12 protein-coding genes and 1 tRNA gene are annotated in these 15086 nt (G+C 66.6%); 1 reads left to right on the top strand and 12 read right to left on the bottom strand.

From position 1 onward, the window contains the following. Positions 1-13: 13 nt before the first annotated feature. The 6 genes from U1737_RS02535 to U1737_RS02510 form a co-directional block, all read right to left on the bottom strand. Positions 14-778, bottom strand: a complete 765-nt coding sequence (locus U1737_RS02535) for an MBL fold metallo-hydrolase (protein WP_332795481.1) — start codon at positions 776-778, stop codon at positions 14-16. Further along, positions 775-1569, bottom strand: coding sequence for a TatD family hydrolase (locus tag U1737_RS02530; RefSeq protein ID WP_248520758.1), 795 nt, complete (start codon positions 1567-1569; stop codon positions 775-777). Before U1737_RS02530 ends, U1737_RS02535 begins: the two co-directional genes overlap by 4 nt. Then, positions 1569-3116, bottom strand: coding sequence for a methionine--tRNA ligase (gene metG / locus U1737_RS02525; protein WP_332795480.1), 1548 nt, complete (start codon positions 3114-3116; stop codon positions 1569-1571). The genes U1737_RS02530 and metG overlap by 1 nt, the downstream gene beginning before the upstream one ends. A gap of 50 nt (positions 3117-3166) precedes the next feature. Continuing rightward, entirely contained in the window at positions 3167-4144 is a 978-nt protein-coding gene (locus U1737_RS02520) for a DNA polymerase III delta subunit-related protein (RefSeq protein ID WP_248520760.1), read from the bottom strand. A gap of 28 nt (positions 4145-4172) precedes the next feature. After that, on the bottom strand, positions 4173-5336 hold the full coding sequence (locus U1737_RS02515) for a D-alanyl-D-alanine carboxypeptidase family protein (RefSeq protein WP_332795479.1): 1164 nt from the start codon (positions 5334-5336) through the stop codon (positions 4173-4175). Positions 5337-5438: 102 nt separating this feature from the next. After that, complete coding sequence (locus U1737_RS02510) at positions 5439-6485, bottom strand: lytic murein transglycosylase (RefSeq protein WP_332795640.1); 1047 nt, start codon at positions 6483-6485, stop codon at positions 5439-5441. A gap of 177 nt (positions 6486-6662) precedes the next feature. On the opposite strand from U1737_RS02510, the gene U1737_RS02505 reads away from it, so the two are divergent. Beyond that, positions 6663-6739: transfer RNA gene (locus U1737_RS02505), tRNA-Pro, on the top strand. Positions 6740-6797: 58 nt separating this feature from the next. Here U1737_RS02505 and U1737_RS02500 read toward each other — a convergent pair. The 6 genes from U1737_RS02500 to U1737_RS02475 form a co-directional block, all read right to left on the bottom strand. Next, positions 6798-7805, bottom strand: coding sequence for a zinc-dependent alcohol dehydrogenase family protein (locus tag U1737_RS02500; RefSeq protein WP_332795478.1), 1008 nt, complete (start codon positions 7803-7805; stop codon positions 6798-6800). A gap of 59 nt (positions 7806-7864) precedes the next feature. Continuing rightward, entirely contained in the window at positions 7865-9766 is a 1902-nt protein-coding gene (locus U1737_RS02495) for a S9 family peptidase (RefSeq protein WP_332795477.1), read from the bottom strand. Continuing rightward, positions 9766-11901 carry a M3 family metallopeptidase gene (locus U1737_RS02490; RefSeq protein WP_248520764.1) on the bottom strand — a complete coding sequence of 712 codons (2136 nt, stop codon included), beginning with the start codon at positions 11899-11901 and terminating at the stop codon, positions 9766-9768. Before U1737_RS02490 ends, U1737_RS02495 begins: the two co-directional genes overlap by 1 nt. Positions 11902-11971: 70 nt before the next feature. Further along, positions 11972-13189 carry a metallophosphoesterase gene (locus U1737_RS02485; protein ID WP_332795476.1) on the bottom strand — a complete coding sequence of 406 codons (1218 nt, stop codon included), beginning with the start codon at positions 13187-13189 and terminating at the stop codon, positions 11972-11974. A 148-nt stretch (positions 13190-13337) separates the two neighbouring features. Continuing rightward, positions 13338-14231, bottom strand: a complete 894-nt coding sequence (locus U1737_RS02480; RefSeq protein WP_332795475.1) for a glycoside hydrolase family 130 protein — start codon at positions 14229-14231, stop codon at positions 13338-13340. A gap of 4 nt (positions 14232-14235) precedes the next feature. Beyond that, the gene (locus U1737_RS02475) at positions 14236-15000 is read right to left on the bottom strand and encodes an SDR family NAD(P)-dependent oxidoreductase (protein ID WP_332795474.1); all 765 of its coding nucleotides are present in this window, start codon (positions 14998-15000) and stop codon (positions 14236-14238) included. Positions 15001-15086 lie beyond the last annotated feature (86 nt).

The raw sequence follows: 15086 nt of genomic DNA, 5'->3' as shown, positions 1-15086 counted from the left end.
GCTCGTGCGGCCGTCAGGCGGTCAGCACGAGCCCGTCATAACCGGGCTCGACCCCGCTGGGCAGTTCATCGCGCAACGTCGCGTAATCCATCGTGTTATCCATATGGATCAGCGCGGTCCGCGTCGGCGTGAAGCGGTCCACCCAGCCGAGCACCGCCGACAATTCCATATGCGTCGGATGCGGTCGCCGGCGAAGTGCATCCACCACCCAGATATCCAGATCCTGATACTGGCTGGCCATATCGTCCGTCATCACATTGAAATCGGTCGCATATCCAATCGACGTGTTGTCGGCATCGAACCGCAGGCCGGCGGCGTGGATGCTGCCGTGCGGCTGATCGGTCACGCGGATGTCGATCCCCCCGATCCTCAATCGGTCCGGCAAGACCTCGGCCGCGATCGTCGGCGGATAGCCGGGGCGACCATGAAAGGCGTAGGTAAAGCGCGCATCGAGCGCCGCCAGCGTGAACGGCCGCGCATAGCCGCGGACCGGCGTTCCCATCGCGTGGAAGAGTTGCCGCACGTCGTCGATGCCGTGGCAATGATCGGCATGGTCGTGCGTCCAGAGTATCGCATCGACCCGGTCGATATCGGCCGCCAGCAACTGCTCGCGCATGTCGGGGCTGGTGTCGATCAGGATCCGGGTGCCGTCATGCTCGACCAGCGCGGACGCACGCGTGCGTCGGTTGCGCGGCTCGGTCGGGTCGCACTCGCCCCAGTCGTTGCCGATCCTCGGCACCCCCGAGGATGTGCCCGAACCGAGGATCGTGATCTTCATGCTGCGACGGCTCCCGACGCTCGCGTCTTGGCGAACAGCGCGTGGAAGTTCTCGGCCGTACGACGCGACAATTCCTCGACATTCTCCCCGCGCAGGTCGGCGAGGAACTGCGCTGTGTCGGCGACGAAGCCGGGCTCTCCAGTCTTGCCCCGATGCGGCACCGGCGCGAGGAACGGCGCGTCGGTCTCGATCAGCAGCCGCTCGATCGGCAGCCGTGCCGCGGTTTCCTGGAGATCACGCGCGTTCTTGAACGTCACGATCCCGGATATCGAGATATAAAGCCCCATATCCAACGCCTTGTCGGCGAAAGCTCCACTCGCCGTGAAGCAGTGGATGACGCCCGGATAGGCCCCCTTCGCCATCTCCTCGGCCATGATCGCGGCGGTATCGTCCTCGGCATCGCGGGTGTGGACGACGATCGGCAGTCCGGTCTCGCGCGACGCCGCAATGTGTGCGCGGAAGCTCGCCTGCTGGCGCGCGCGGTCGGAGGTGTCGCGGAAATAGTCGAGGCCGCTTTCGCCCAAGCCGACGACCCGCGGGTGCGCCGCGCGGGCGATCAACTTGGCCGCATCGACGTCGGGATAGGTATCCGCCTCGTTCGGATGGATGCCGATCGTCGCCCAGACGTCCGGCTCGCGCTCGGCGGTGGCGACGATATCGTCCCACTCGCTCTCGCGCGTCGAGATGTTGAGCATCGCCGTCACACCGCGGGCCCGCGCGCGTTCGAGCACCGCCTGCTGGTCCTCGACGAGGCCCTTGTAGTTCAGGTGGCAATGGCTGTCGGCGAGCATCACGCCTCCGCGGGCATTTCGAGACGGGGAAACACGGGCGATGGCGGCGCGATCCGGAAGTCCGATGCGGCGATCCGGTCGTACCAGCCATCATCGTCGATCGCGGCATGGTCGCGCTCGGTCGCGCCGATCTGGTCGAGCACCTTGCCAGCGGACTCGGGTACGACCGGGAGGATCGCGATCGCGAGCATGCGGATCGCGCGGACCAGCGTGCGGAGCACCGCGTTCATCCGCTCGGGATCGGTCTTGCGCAACGCCCAGGGCGCCTGCGCGTCGATATACTGGTTGCACGCGAACACGCCGCGCATCCATGCCTCGATCCCCTGCGACAAAGCGAGATCGGTGAAGCCCGATTTGAACCCGGAGCAGGCGACGACGACCTCCTCGATCAGCATGCCGTCGGCATCCTGCACCGTACCCGCGGTGGGAAACTCGCCCCCCAAGTTCTTGGCGATAAACGACAAGGTCCGCTGCGCAAGGTTGCCGAAGCTGTTCGCCAGCTCGGCATTCACGCGCATCACGATAGCCTCGGGCGAGTAGCTGCCGTCCTGGCCGAAGCTCACCTCGCGCAAGAAGAAATAGCGCAGCGCATCGACGCCGAACGCATCCGCCAGCGCCATCGGATCGACGACGTTGCCAACCGACTTCGACATCTTCTCGCCGCGAGTCAGCAGAAAGCCGTGGCCGAACACGCTCTTCGGCAGCGGGATGCCGGCCGACAGCAGGAACGCCGGCCAGTAGACCGCGTGAAAACGGACGATGTCCTTGCCGATCAGATGGATATCCGCTGGCCAGTATTTCACCTTGTCGCCGTTCATGTCGGGATAGCCGATCCCGGTCAGGTAATTGGTGAGCGCGTCGACCCACACATACATGACGTGCCCAGGACTGCCCGGCACCGGCACGCCCCAGTCGAAGCTGGTGCGTGAGACCGACAGATCCTTCAGCCCACCCTCGACGAAGCGCATCACCTCGTTGCGGCGGCTCTCGGGGCGGATGAAATCGGGGTTGGCGGCGAAGAGGTCGAGCAGCGGCTGCTGATATTTGGAGAGGCGGAAGAACCAGGTCTCCTCGGCGGTCCATTCGACCGGCGTACCCTGCGGTGAGCGGCGATCGTCGCCCTCCCCGGTCAGCTCGGATTCGTCGTAGAACGCCTCGTCGCGGACCGAATACCAGCCCTCGTAGCGATCGAGATACAGATCGCCCGCATCTGCCATCGCCTGCCAGATCGCCGAGCTCGCGGCGTAATGATCCTCGTCGACGGTGCGGATGAAGCGATCATAGGAGATGCCAAGACGATCCGCCATCGCATGGAAATACGACGACATTTCATTGGCGAGGTCGCGCACGGGCATGTCGCGGTCGCGCGCCGCCTGGACCATCTTGAGGCCATGCTCGTCGGTCCCGGTCTGGAACAGCACGTCGCGGCCCGCCTGGCGCTGGAACCGCGCGATCGCGTCGGCGGCGACCATCTCGTAGGCGTGACCGATATGCGGACGGCCGTTGGGATAGTGGATTGCGGTGGTGACATAGAAAGGATCGGCCATGCCGCGCTCCTAGAGCATCACCCCGATCAGGTGAAGCCTGTGCGGGCCGATCACCGGCGTAATGTCGCGATGATCCCCGCCATCTCGAACACCGTGGCCTGCGCATCTAGCGACAGCCCGATCGCCGCACCCGCCAGCTCGCGTGCCGCGGCATGCGCATCGAGCGCGGATCGCAGCGCTGGCCCCGAGCGGGTCCGTGCGGCGTCTGCGATAAACGCAGGCGCACGATCGAGAAACGCCTCGTAGCGCGGTTGCGCGGCCTTGAGCCCGAGCGCCTTGGCGAGCTTCAACCGGCGTCCGTTATCCCGGTCCCCATCCTGCGCGATCGAAGCGATGGCATCGTCGATCGCGGCGATGTCGAGCCCGGCGTAGCGAAGCGCGCGGCCGGGCGCACCGTCGCTCGCGCGAACCAGCGAGGCGACCTCGCCCTCGTCGGCATCAGGTTGCAACGTCCGGATCGCCGTCGCGACCTCGTCGTCGCTGAGCGCCTCGAACCGCAACAACCGACACCGCGACCGGATCGTCGGCAGCAACCGGCCCGGTGCATGGCTGACGAGCAGGAAGATCGTCCCCGCCGGCGGTTCCTCGAGGTTCTTGAGCAGCGCATTCGCCCCGCCCCGCTCCAGATCGTCGATCGCGTCGATCACCACGACGCGCCGCGGGCTCATCGACGGCGTGGTCGCGAACAGCGGTTGCAGCGTCCGCACCTGCGCGATCGTGATGCTCCGCGCGAGATCCTGGTCGGGCTTGTCGACGTCCTTCGGCAACCGCGCGAGCACGCGAAAATCGGGGTGCGACCCGGCCTCCATCAGCGACCGCGTCCGGTTCCCCTCGGGAACCTCCAACCCGGTCGCCCCGCTATCGGGATCGGCCGCATCCGCCAGCATCCGCATGGCTGCGGCGCGTGCGAAGCTCGCCTTGCCGACACCCTGCGGCCCGGCGATCAGCCATGCGTGATGCAACGAACCGCCGCGCATCGCCGCCATGAAGGCGGCCTGCGCGGCGGTGTTGCCGATGATCGACGTCATGCCCGAAAGGTCATCGGCGCCGGGGTCATCAGCCGAAGAAGCCGGTCAGTCCTGCCCATGCGCGACCGAAGAAACCGGCTTCCGCGACGTCCTTCTCGGCGACCAGCGGCATGGTCTGCTGCAGCCCGTCGGACGTGGTGACGACGAGATCGGCGATATGCTGGCCGGCCTTGATCGGCGCCTTGATCGGGCCGTCATACACGACCTTCGCGGTCATATTGGGCGAGGTGCCCGCGGGCAGTGTCACGGTCAGGGCCTTGGGCGCTACCAGCCCGACCGACGACGAATCGCCGAGCTGGACCGAAGCGGTTTCGACCTTCTTGCCCTTCGCGACGATCGGCTTCGATTGCCAAGCACGGAAGCCCCATTCCATGAAGCGTACCGATTCCTCGGCGCGCTGGCCCGAACTCGTCAGGCCGGCGACGACCATGACCAAGCGGCGGCCATTCTGCACGGCGGACCCCGTGAAGCCGTAGCCGGCCTCCTCGGTGTGACCGGTCTTCAGGCCATCTGCGCCAGCGACGCGGCCGAGGATCGGGTCGCGGTTCGCCTGGGTGATGGCGCTGCCGCCCATCGTCTTGCCCCAGGTGAAATCGCGCTTCGAGTAGAATTGCTTGTAGAGATCGGGATAGTTGGTGATCGTCGCCGCGGCGAGCTTGGCGAGATCATGCGCCGTCACATAGGTGACGCCGTTGTCGGGCCACCCGTTCGCGGTACCGAAATGACTGTCCTTGAGGCCGAGTTCGGCGGCCTTGCGGTTCATCCGCTCGGTGAACGCCTGCTCGGAGCCCGAAATACCCTCGGCGAGCACGATGCACGCGTCGTTGCCCGACAGCGTGACGATGCCGTAGAGAAGATTGGCGACGCTGACATTCTCACCCGACGACAGGAACATCGTCGAACCCGCTGCCGGACCATGCCATTTCGCCCATGTCTCGGGTCGCACCGGCATCATCTGGTCGAGCTTCAGCTCGCCCTTCTTGACCATGTCGAACGCGACATAGACGGTCATCATCTTGGCGAGCGAAGCCGGCGGCATGCGGCGGTTCGCGTCACGCTCGAACAGCACCGCGCCCGACGACAGGTCCTCCATATACGCGATCGGCGCGGCGGTCTGGAACTGCGGCGCAGCGGCAATGGAGGGGTGCGCCAGCGCGATGGCGACGAGCGGTGCGACGATCAGCTTCTTCATGGGGTATTCCGTGAGCAAAAGGGCGGTCGGTGGGCAGGATGTGATGCAGGTCATAGCCGCGCCCGGCGACCGCGTCACGTATCCGTTGCGTGCAAATTCGGCCTAGCGCTCGACCGCGTCGGCAAGCAGCCCGACCGAGAGCGCGTAGAAATTCGAGCAGTTGTAATCGAGGATCACGCGGTAGTTGCTGGTCAGCAGATACGCAGTCGCCCCCTGCCCGTCCGGCTCGAGCAACGTCGCCATCACGCTGTCGGCGGGCAGGCTGCGACCCTGGGGCGAGATCCCCAGCGCGCGCCATTCGGCGATCGTCCGCCAGCCGCTATGTCGCTCGAACACGCGCGGGCAGCGCGGCGAGACGAGCCGGTTACGCACTTGCGACCGGTCGAACCCGGCGGGCACGTTGACCGCGACACCCCAGGGCTGGCCCGCACGCCAACCCGCATCGACGAAATAATTGCCGATCGACGCCAGCGTATCCGCCGGGCTGTTCCAGATGTCCGCGCGCCCGTCGCCATCGCCGTCGCGCGCCAGGCGCAGATAGATCGACGGCAGGAACTGCGGATTGCCGGTCGCGCCCGCCCAGCTCCCCTTCAACTGGTCGCGCGTCACCCCGCGATCGAGCATCTTCAGCCCGGCGATGAACTCGCCCGCGAACAGCGACCGCCGCCGACCCTCGTACGCGAGGCTGGCCAGCGATCGCAGCAGGTCGAAGTTGCCGGTATAGCTGCCGTAATTCGTCTCGTGCCCCCAGATCGCGACCATGATCGATTCCGGTACGCCGGTGCTCTGTTCGATCCGCTGCAAACGCGAGCGTTGCGCCTGATAGGTCTGGCGACCGCGTGCGATCCGCGCCGCGTCGACATGCTGTGCACGGTAGGGTGCGAAGGCTGGGATCGCGCTGCTGCTGGTCGCACCGGGCTGCTGCCGGTCGAGGTCGATGACCCGCTGGTTGAGCGTCAGCCCCGGAAACACCGCATCGGCCGTCCGCCTGCTCACCCCGTCCGCCAGCGCCTGCTGACGAAGCGTCGTCATATACGCCTGAAAGCCCGCGTCGTCCTGCGCAAGCGCCGGGCTCGCCCCAGCCAGCACGGCAACGAAGCCGATCACGATCCTGCGCAGCCGCGCTGTTGCTGTCGATGTCCCGCCCATTGGCAGGCTCTGCCACAGACCCGCCACGATCGGAACCTCGCATCGTCGCGCGCATCGCACGTACGACCGTACGCACGCCGCTGCGGATGTTCACGCTCCGGAAGGATCGGCTTTTGCCGCCCGAAACACGATGCCGCTTGCCATCCGGCGAAGGCTGCGGCTAAGGGCCGTCGCAGTCGGGGAGTGGCGCAGGCTGGTAGCGCACCTGGTTTGGGACCAGGGGGTCGCAGGTTCGAATCCTGTCTCCCCGACCATCTGCCGGTGCGGTTTCGACCGCACCGGTATGGATCTCGGGACCTTACATCGACACCCTCACCATTCGACACCGATCTTGCCGAAATGCTCGCCGCTCATCTCGAACGCGAAGGCGTCCGCGAGTTGATCGAGCGGGAAGCGACGGTCGACGACCGGGCGGATACCGGTCGCATCGAGTGCGCGGACGAACGCCTGTTGATCGGCGCGACTGCCGACGATCAGCCCCTGCAATCGCGCCTGCTTCGCCATCAATGCCGCGGTCGGCACCTCGCCGCCACGCCCGGTCAGCACGCCGATCAACGAGATATGCCCGCCGATCCGTACCGCCGCGATCGATTGCGCCAGCGTTGCCGGGCCACCGACCTCGACCACGTGATCGACCCCGCGGCCACCGGTCCACGCGGCGACCTTGTGCCCCCAATCCTGGTTCTCGCGGTAGTTGAGCGTGAAGTCGGCGCCGAGTGCCTTGGCCCGCGCCAGCTTGGCGTCCGACGACGAGGTGATCGCGACGATCGCGCCCATCGCCTTGGCGATCTGCAACGCCCAGATCGAGACGCCGCCGGTGCCGAGCAGCAACACCGTGTCGCCTGCCTTCAACCCGCCGTCGACGACCAGCGCGCGCCAGGCCGTCAGCCCCGCGGTGGTGATCGTCGCCGCCTCGACCGCGTCATAGCCGCGCGGCGCATGCGTGAACGCGGTCGCGGGGAGGACGACATGCTCTTGCGCGAACCCGTCGATCCCATCGCCCGGCGTGCGGCTGAAGTCGCCGATCGTCGGCGGACCGGCCTGCCAGTCGGGGAAGAAGCACGACACGACGTGATCACCGACCGCGAACTCGGTCACGCCGTCACCGACGCGCTCGACGATGCCGGCCCCGTCGGACAGCGGCACGCGGCCGTCCTCGCTCGGCATCTTGCCGGTGACGACGCCGAGATCGTGGAAATTGAGCGAGCTGCCGTGGATCGCCACCCGGATCATGCCGGGGCCGGGATCGCCCGGATCGGCGCGCTCTTCGGGCTGGAGCGTATCGAGGCCCACCGGGGACCGAAGCGTCATGACCTTCATCGCAAACTCCTCATCTGCCGATCACAACGCCTCGGTTCCCCAAATTGCCCCGTCCGGGCTTACTGCGCCTTCAGATACCGGTCGAACCAAGCGATCGATCGCTTGCGGACATCGGCCGCATTGCCCGGCGCCCGGATCGCATGCCCCTCGTCGGGATAGATCACCAGGCTGGTCGGCACGCCCAGCTCCTTCAGCGCGTGCCAATATTCGATCGACTGGGTCGGCGGCACCTCGATGTCGCGCTCGCCGACATAGATGAAGGTCGGGGTCTTCGCCTGCTTGATGAAGCTGATCGCCGAGACCGCGCGATAGGCTTCGGGATCGTCATAGGCGGACTTGCCAAAGAACGGGATCACCCACTGGTCGATCCCGTTGGTGCCGTAATAGCTGATCCAGTTCGACAGCCCGGCGCCCGCGACGATCGCCTTGAAGCGATTGGTCTGGGTGTTCGCCCACATCGACATGAACCCGCCATAGCTGCCGCCGGTAAGCCCGAGCCTCGCATCGTCGACCGGCGCGATCGTCTCGACCGCGTCGATCCCGGCGAGGATATCGCGCAGATCGCCGCCGCCGAAGTCGCGGCGGTTGGCCGCGGTAAACGCCTCGCCCTGTCCGAAACTACCGCGCGGATTGGGCATGAACACGTAATAGCCCGCATCGAGCAGCGCCGCCGGCCCCGAGCCGCCGGCGATATAGCTTGGCGTGCTCGCCGATGACGGGCCGCCATGGACGATAGTTACCATTGCAGCCTTGCGCGCCGGATCGGCGGTCTTCGGCGCGAGCAGCCAGCCCTGCACGTCGAACCCGTCGCTCCGCCACGTCACGCTGCGTGCCGTAACGCCGGACGCGAGCGCATCATTATCGTACGTGATCTGGCGCGGCGCGGCGATCGGGCCCGCATAGATCGCCGGGGCGTGCGTGAAATCCTGCACCGCCGTCGCCATCGTGCGGCCATCGGCGCTATAGGCAACGCGGCCGTCGCCTGCGGCAAAGCTTGCCGGGCGGCTCCAGGTCACGGTCGTCTTGCCGAGGGGATCGAGCGTCGCGATCTCGGCCGCGTCGCTGCGGAGGCGGACTGCGCGCAACCCGCCCTGCGTCCAGTCGATCGAGGTCACCGTCGCCTTGGCGCCCGCGGTCCGGTTGACCGGCACGCCACCCGCGATCGGCACGGTCCAGACATCGCCGCCGATCGCGCCGAAATCGCTCATCAGCCCACCGATATACGCGACCGTGCGGCCATCGGGCGAGACGCGCGGCATGTTGAGTTGCGTCGTCGGCTTGGCGATCGTGCGGACCGCGCCAGTCGTCGCATCGACCGCGTCGAGCGTCGCCACCCACCAATTGTTGTCGCCATTGCCGAGCGCGCTCGTCACCACGAAGCCGCGGCCGTCGGGGGTCCAGTCATATTCGTAGATATAGCGGTCAGCCGGCGACAGCGGCTTGACCGTGCCCGCCGCGAGATCGACGATCGCGAGACGTTGCTCGTCACTGGTCTCGCCGATCTCGCCGACCTGACGCACGCCGGCCTGCGTCGCGCCGGCTTCCTTGGCCGCGCCGAACGTCGCGAGCAGCGCCAGCCGTTTCCCGTCGGGCGAGAAGCGCGGCGTCGAGGCGATGCCGTCGATCGCTGCAACCTGCCGCGCGCCGCCTGCATCCGCGACCATCACCAGCGCGCGAGGCTCGTCAGGCTTGCGGGTGACAAAGGCGATACGGCCGTCGCTGGCGAATGTCGGGCCGCCGTAGCTGCACGTCGAACAGACGTCGATCGTCTGCGCAATGCCGCCATCCGCCACGCGCCGTACGACGATCGCCGAATGCGTGGGTGCAACGGTTTCGATACTAGCGGTACGGTCGCCCTTCGGCGAGAGCGCGAGCGCGCCATATTGATGCACCGGCGCTTGTTGCGCGAACGCGGTCGACGGGATCGTGACGAGCAGCGCCGCGATGGCAAACCTGCGCATCACTTGCCGCCCGCCGTCAGGCCGCGGTCTTCGAGCATCGGACCGATGTCCGGGTCCTTGCCGTAGAACGCCTTGAACATCGGGCCGTAATCCTCGGTATGCCCCTTCGACAGGATCATGTCGCGGAAACGCTGGCCGTTCGCGCGCGTCAGGCCGCCATGCGCCATGAACCACGCATACGCATCGTTATCGAGCATCTGCGTCCACAGATACGCATAGTATCCCGCCGCATAGCCGCCCGCCCAGATGTGCGCGAAATAGCTGGTGCGGTAGCGCGGCGGCACGTCCTTCGTGTCGAGGCCCATCGAGTTGAGCGCCTTGGTCTCGAACGCATTGACATCCTGCGGCCCCGCCGAGGCCGACAGCGAATGCCAATCCTGGTCGAGCGTCGCGGCGGCGACCAGTTCGCCCAGTTCATAGCCCTGGTTGAACTTCGCCGCGTTCTTGATCTTGGTGACGAGCGCCTGCGGCATCACCGCGCCGGTGCGGTAATCCTTGGCATAGTTCGCGAAAACCTTCGGATCGAGCGCCCAATGCTCGTTGAACTGCGACGGGAACTCGACCCAGTCGCGCGCGGTGTTGGTCCCCGACACCAGCGGATAGGTCTGGTTCGCGAACAGGCCGTGCAGCGCATGGCCGAACTCGTGGAACATCGTCGTCACGTCGTCGAACGTAATCAGCGCGGGCTGGCCCGGTGCGGGCTTGGTGAAGTTGCCGACGTTGTAGACGACCGGCTTGGTCTTGAGCAGCTTCGACTGGCCGACGAAGTTCGACATCCACGCGCCGCCCGCCTTGTTGTCGCGCTTCCAGTAATCGAAATACATCAGGCCGAGTTCGGAGCCGTCCTTGTCGTAGACGGTGAACACGCGGATGTCCGGCTGGTAGGTCGGGATATCGCGGCGTTCCTTGAAGGTGACGCCGTAGAGCTGGTTGGCGGCGAAGAACACGCCGTCGGTCAGCACGCGACCGATCTCGAAATACGGCTTCAGCTCGTTCTGGTCGAGGTCGTACTTGGCTTTCCGCACCTTGTCCGAATAGAAATCCCAATCGGACGGGGCGAGCGGGAAGGATGTGCCGGTCGCGTCGATCGTCTTCTGCAATTCGGCGGCCTCGCGGCGCTGTTCCGCGGCGGTCGCCGGGACGAGCTGAGTCATGAAGCCCTTTGCCGCCGCCGGGGTCTTCGCCATCTGGTCGTACAGCGAATAGGCGGCATAGTTCGGATAGCCGAGCAACTGCGCCTTCTGCGCGCGCAACTGCGCGATCGTCCGGATCAGGGCGCGCGTATCGTTGGCGTCGCCGCGCTGCGACCGGTTCCAGCTCTTCTCGAACAGCGCCGCGCGGGTTGCACGATCGGACAGCGAGGCGAGCGCGGGCTGCTGCGTCGTGTTCTGGAGCGACAGGACGTATTTGCCCGGCATCCCCCGCTCCTTCGCACCTTGCGCAGCGGCGGCGATCTCGGCGTCGCTGAGGCCGGCGAGCCTGGCCTTGTCGTCGACGACCAGCGCGCCTGCCTTGGTGCCGGCGAGCAGCTTCTGCTGGAAGTCGGTGGTCGCGGTCGAGATCTGCGTGTTGAGCAACCGCAGCTTGGCCTTGTCGGCGTCGTTCAACTGCGCGCCGGCGTGGAGGAAATCACTGTGGTAGATTTCCAGCACCTGCTTCTGTTCGGCGTCGAGACCGAGCGAATCCTTCTTCGCGTACAGCGCCTGGACGCGCGCGAAGAGCTTCGGGTCGAGGTAGATCGCGTCGCTGTGCTGGGCGAGCTTTGGTGCCTCGATGCTGCGGACCTTGTCGAGCGCATCGTTGGTGTTCGCCTGCGACACGCCGAAGAACGCCTGGCTCGCACGGTCGAGCGTCCGGCCGGAGCGCTCCATCGCCTCGATCGTGTTGGCGAAGGTCGGCGCGGCCGGGTTGTCGGCGATCTTCCGCATTTCGGCGATCTGCTCGGCCATGCCCTGTTCGAGCGCGGGCTGGTAATCGGCGTCGGCGATCTGGTCGAACCGCGGCGCCTGGAACGGCAGCGTGCTGGGGATTGTCAGCGGATTGACGCGACCGGTATCGGGCGCCGCCTGGACGGTTGCGGGGCTGGCCAGACAGCACAGGATGGCGGCGGAACGGAGCAGGCTGGAACGCGGCATCTTCAGACTCACAATGGCAGGAGTGATGACGCTCTTGTTGCATGGAGCGCCAACGCGTTACAATGTCTCATTATTGATCGTGCGGCAGCGCGCGACGCAGCGTGATCCGCGTCATTTCGGGCGGGCGGCCGAGCCGCAGCGCGAAGCCCGGCCACAAGCCGGTGCCGTTGCTGACGTACAGCGTCATGCCGTCGACATCGTAGCGGCCCGAGACGAAGCCCCCATTGGCGAGCGCGAAGATCCGATCGAAGCCGCGGATCATCCCGCCATGCGTGTGCCCCGACAATTGCAGCGCGACGCCGCGGGCCGCCGCCTGCCGCGCCATCTTGGGCTGGTGGTCTAGCAGCACGACCGGGGCGGACTTGGGAGCGCCAGCCAATGCGGCGCCGAGGTCGGGTCCCGCCTGCCCGACCGCGGGCGCGGACAGATCGGTCACGCCGGCGAGCACCAGCCGCGCATCGCCGCGCGCGAGCAGCACATGCGCGTTGGGCAGCATGCGGATGCCCATCCCCGTCAGATGCCGCATCCACGCCGCATAATCGAAGAAATATTCGTGATTGCCGGGGATCGCGTAGACGCCGTCGGGCGCGCGCAGATCGGCGAGCGGCGCGACGTCCTCCCGCCGCATCGCCACCGATCCGTCGATGAAGTCGCCCGTCACCACGATCAGATCGACCCCCGACGCATTCGCGCGATCGACGACTTTCCGTGCCCACGCCGCCGGAAACAGCCGGCTGATATGCAAATCGGTAAGCTGCAACAGCCGATAGCCGTCGAACTGCGGCGGCAGGTCGCGGATCGCGACCTCGACATCCACCACCGGCGGTACGCGGATCGCATTGGCCACGCCGATCGCGGCGAGCAACGCGGCGAGTGCAGCGATCGCATAGCGCACGCCGTCCGGGACGACCGTGCCGCGCTGCACGATCAGCATCGCCAGCGTACCGAGATCGACGGGGATCTGCAGGATCGCGAGCAACAGGATCGCCCCGAACGCCCAGTTGAACGCGATGACGATCGCGCGCGGAAACTCGGGTGCGAACACCGATCCCGACGAGAGCCGGCTCCACGAATGATATTGCGACGCGAGCAGCAAAAGCACCGAAATGCCTAGCTCGACCGGGATCGCCAGCGATAGCGGCCAGAGCCATCGGCCGATCACGTACAGGCACGGCAGCGAAAAGATCAGCTGGAAGATCGGATTGGTCCTTTGGCGGCGCTCCCCGTGGACCGAGGACAGCGCGCCTCGATAACGCCGCAGAGCCGCCTTCGCTGCAACTTTCGTCATGAAGCCGGTTCGCTCGATCCTCCCCCGCCAGGGGGAGGTGGCGCCGTAGGCGACGGAGGGGGAGGACACGGAACAGCGGTAAACCCTTACCGCCCCCTCCGTCTGGCAAGCGCCAGCCACCTCCCCCTAGCGGGGGAGGATGAAGACACTACCGAGAATACACCCCGATCAGCGCACGCCGCAGCATCCGATCCTCCAGCGAGAAATACAGCGCGATCCGGTCACCCTCGATCACCGTCGACGCGGCAAAGGCGATATCGGTCGCCTCGCGGCTGAGCGCGGGCGGCGGCACCAGCATCGGCTCGATCCCGCGCCCGGTCACGCGCGTGAACGCGGAATCGAAGCTGATCCAGCCGATCCGCCAGCGCGCATCGTGCGTCGCGCCGTTGTAGAACATCACCGGGTCGCGGTCGCCGACCTTAATGATCGGCCCGGTCGATAGATGCCAATTGTCCCAGCTGTCTTCGCGGATCCCGAACGGATCGGGCAGCACGGTCCACGGGCCCTTTGCGGTCGGTGCGCTGGCCATGCCGATCCGCGACGCCTCGTTCGCGGCATATTCGTAGAACAGCCGCCAGTCGCCCACCGAGGTCTGCGCCAGCGTCGCCTCCTTGATGTTGCCCTCGCCCGGTGGCGCCTTGAGCACCAGATCCTCCTTCGCCAGCGCGGTGAGCTCGCGCCCCGCCGCGAGGATCATCGAGCCCTGCGCACGCGCCGCATCGACGCCGGTATAATAGACCAGATATTCGCGGTCGGTGACGAGCACGGTCGGGTCCTCGCACCCGCCGAGATCGGCCGGCCCCGGTCCCGGCACGATCGCCAGCCCCGGATCCATCTGGAAATGCAGCCCGTCCCTGCTCGCCCCACCAGCGATGATCCCGGTCGGATCATGCGCCCCAAGCGGATGCGGCACCCCGCGGATCATCACGCGGTACAGCTCGCCTTCCTTCCACACGAACGGACTCATCAGGTCCATCCCGTCGATCGGCGACGCCGCCGAGATCGTCACGGTGTCGAGCTGCTCGACGACATAACTCAGCATCGGATCAGGCCCCCTGTGCGACGGTCAGCGACAGCGCACCGTCGATCGTCACCGTCGTACCGGTGATATAGTCCGCCGCCGGCGACAGCAGGAACACGACCAGCGCAGCGACCTCGTCGGGCCGCCCCGCACGCTTCCACGGGATCGCCGCTTCCTTCGCCGCCAATTCCTCCGGATGATCGAGCGCGGACTGGTTCATCGGCGTCAGGATCATCCCCGGCGCGACGCCGTTGACCGCGATCCCCTTCGGCGCGAGTTCGAGCGCGAGCGTCGCGGTCAGCTGCGACAGTCCACCCTTGGCCGAATCGTAATCGACCCCGCCGGGCCGCGGCGCGCGTTCGTGGATCGACGAGATGTTGACGATCCGCCCCTTCGCCGCCTTCGCCTCCAGCGCGCGCACCATCCGCCGGCAGGTGAGGAACGGCCCGTACAGATCCGAGCGGATCACGCGGTCGAACTGCGCCAACTCCATGTCGACCAGATTGACCCCGGTCATGTTGAGCCCCGCCGAATTCACCAGCAGGTCGACCGTGCCGAACGCCTTTTCGGCTGCTGCGAACAGCGCTTCGACCGCCGCCTCGTCGCCGACATTGGTCTGCACTGCGATCGCGCGACCCTCACCGATCGACGCGCAGACCGCGTTCGCCGCCGCGACATCCTTGAAATAGGTGATCACGACGCGCGCACCGGCATCGCCCAACGCCTTGGCGCAGGCCGCGCCGATCCCCGATTCCCCACCCGTGACGATCGCGACCCGTTGCTCGAACATGGCTATTCCTGACGTCCGTTTTCTCAGTCCGTCGCAAGCGCTTAACCGCGGCGCGGTGCAAATGATTTTGCTGTCAGGGCAATGAC

This window comes from Sphingomonas fucosidasi, from assembly GCF_036663855.1.
In the GTDB taxonomy this organism is placed as follows: Bacteria; Pseudomonadota; Alphaproteobacteria; order Sphingomonadales; family Sphingomonadaceae; genus Sphingomonas; species Sphingomonas faeni_B.
This window is presented reverse-complemented; position numbering and strand designations above follow the sequence as displayed.

Excerpts from the sequence above, each read along its gene's own strand:
- U1737_RS02530 (WP_248520758.1), bottom strand. The coding sequence starts at position 1,569 with ATGCTCGCCGACAGCCATTGCCACCTGAACTACAAGGGCCTCGTCGAG.
- U1737_RS02480 (WP_332795475.1), bottom strand. The coding sequence starts at position 14,231 with ATGCTGAGTTATGTCGTCGAGCAGCTCGACACCGTGACGATCTCGGCG.
- U1737_RS02475 (WP_332795474.1), bottom strand. The coding sequence starts at position 15,000 with ATGTTCGAGCAACGGGTCGCGATCGTCACGGGTGGGGAATCGGGGATC.
- U1737_RS02520 (WP_248520760.1), bottom strand. The coding sequence starts at position 4,144 with ATGACGTCGATCATCGGCAACACCGCCGCGCAGGCCGCCTTCATGGCG.
- U1737_RS02495 (WP_332795477.1), bottom strand. The coding sequence starts at position 9,766 with ATGCGCAGGTTTGCCATCGCGGCGCTGCTCGTCACGATCCCGTCGACC.
- metG (WP_332795480.1), bottom strand. The coding sequence starts at position 3,116 with ATGGCCGATCCTTTCTATGTCACCACCGCAATCCACTATCCCAACGGC.
- U1737_RS02485 (WP_332795476.1), bottom strand. The coding sequence starts at position 13,189 with ATGACGAAAGTTGCAGCGAAGGCGGCTCTGCGGCGTTATCGAGGCGCG.
- U1737_RS02500 (WP_332795478.1), bottom strand. The coding sequence starts at position 7,805 with ATGAAGGTCATGACGCTTCGGTCCCCGGTGGGCCTCGATACGCTCCAG.
- U1737_RS02535 (WP_332795481.1), bottom strand. The coding sequence starts at position 778 with ATGAAGATCACGATCCTCGGTTCGGGCACATCCTCGGGGGTGCCGAGG.
- U1737_RS02510 (WP_332795640.1), bottom strand. The coding sequence starts at position 6,485 with ATGGGCGGGACATCGACAGCAACAGCGCGGCTGCGCAGGATCGTGATC.
- U1737_RS02515 (WP_332795479.1), bottom strand. The coding sequence starts at position 5,336 with ATGAAGAAGCTGATCGTCGCACCGCTCGTCGCCATCGCGCTGGCGCAC.
- U1737_RS02490 (WP_248520764.1), bottom strand. The coding sequence starts at position 11,901 with ATGCCGCGTTCCAGCCTGCTCCGTTCCGCCGCCATCCTGTGCTGTCTG.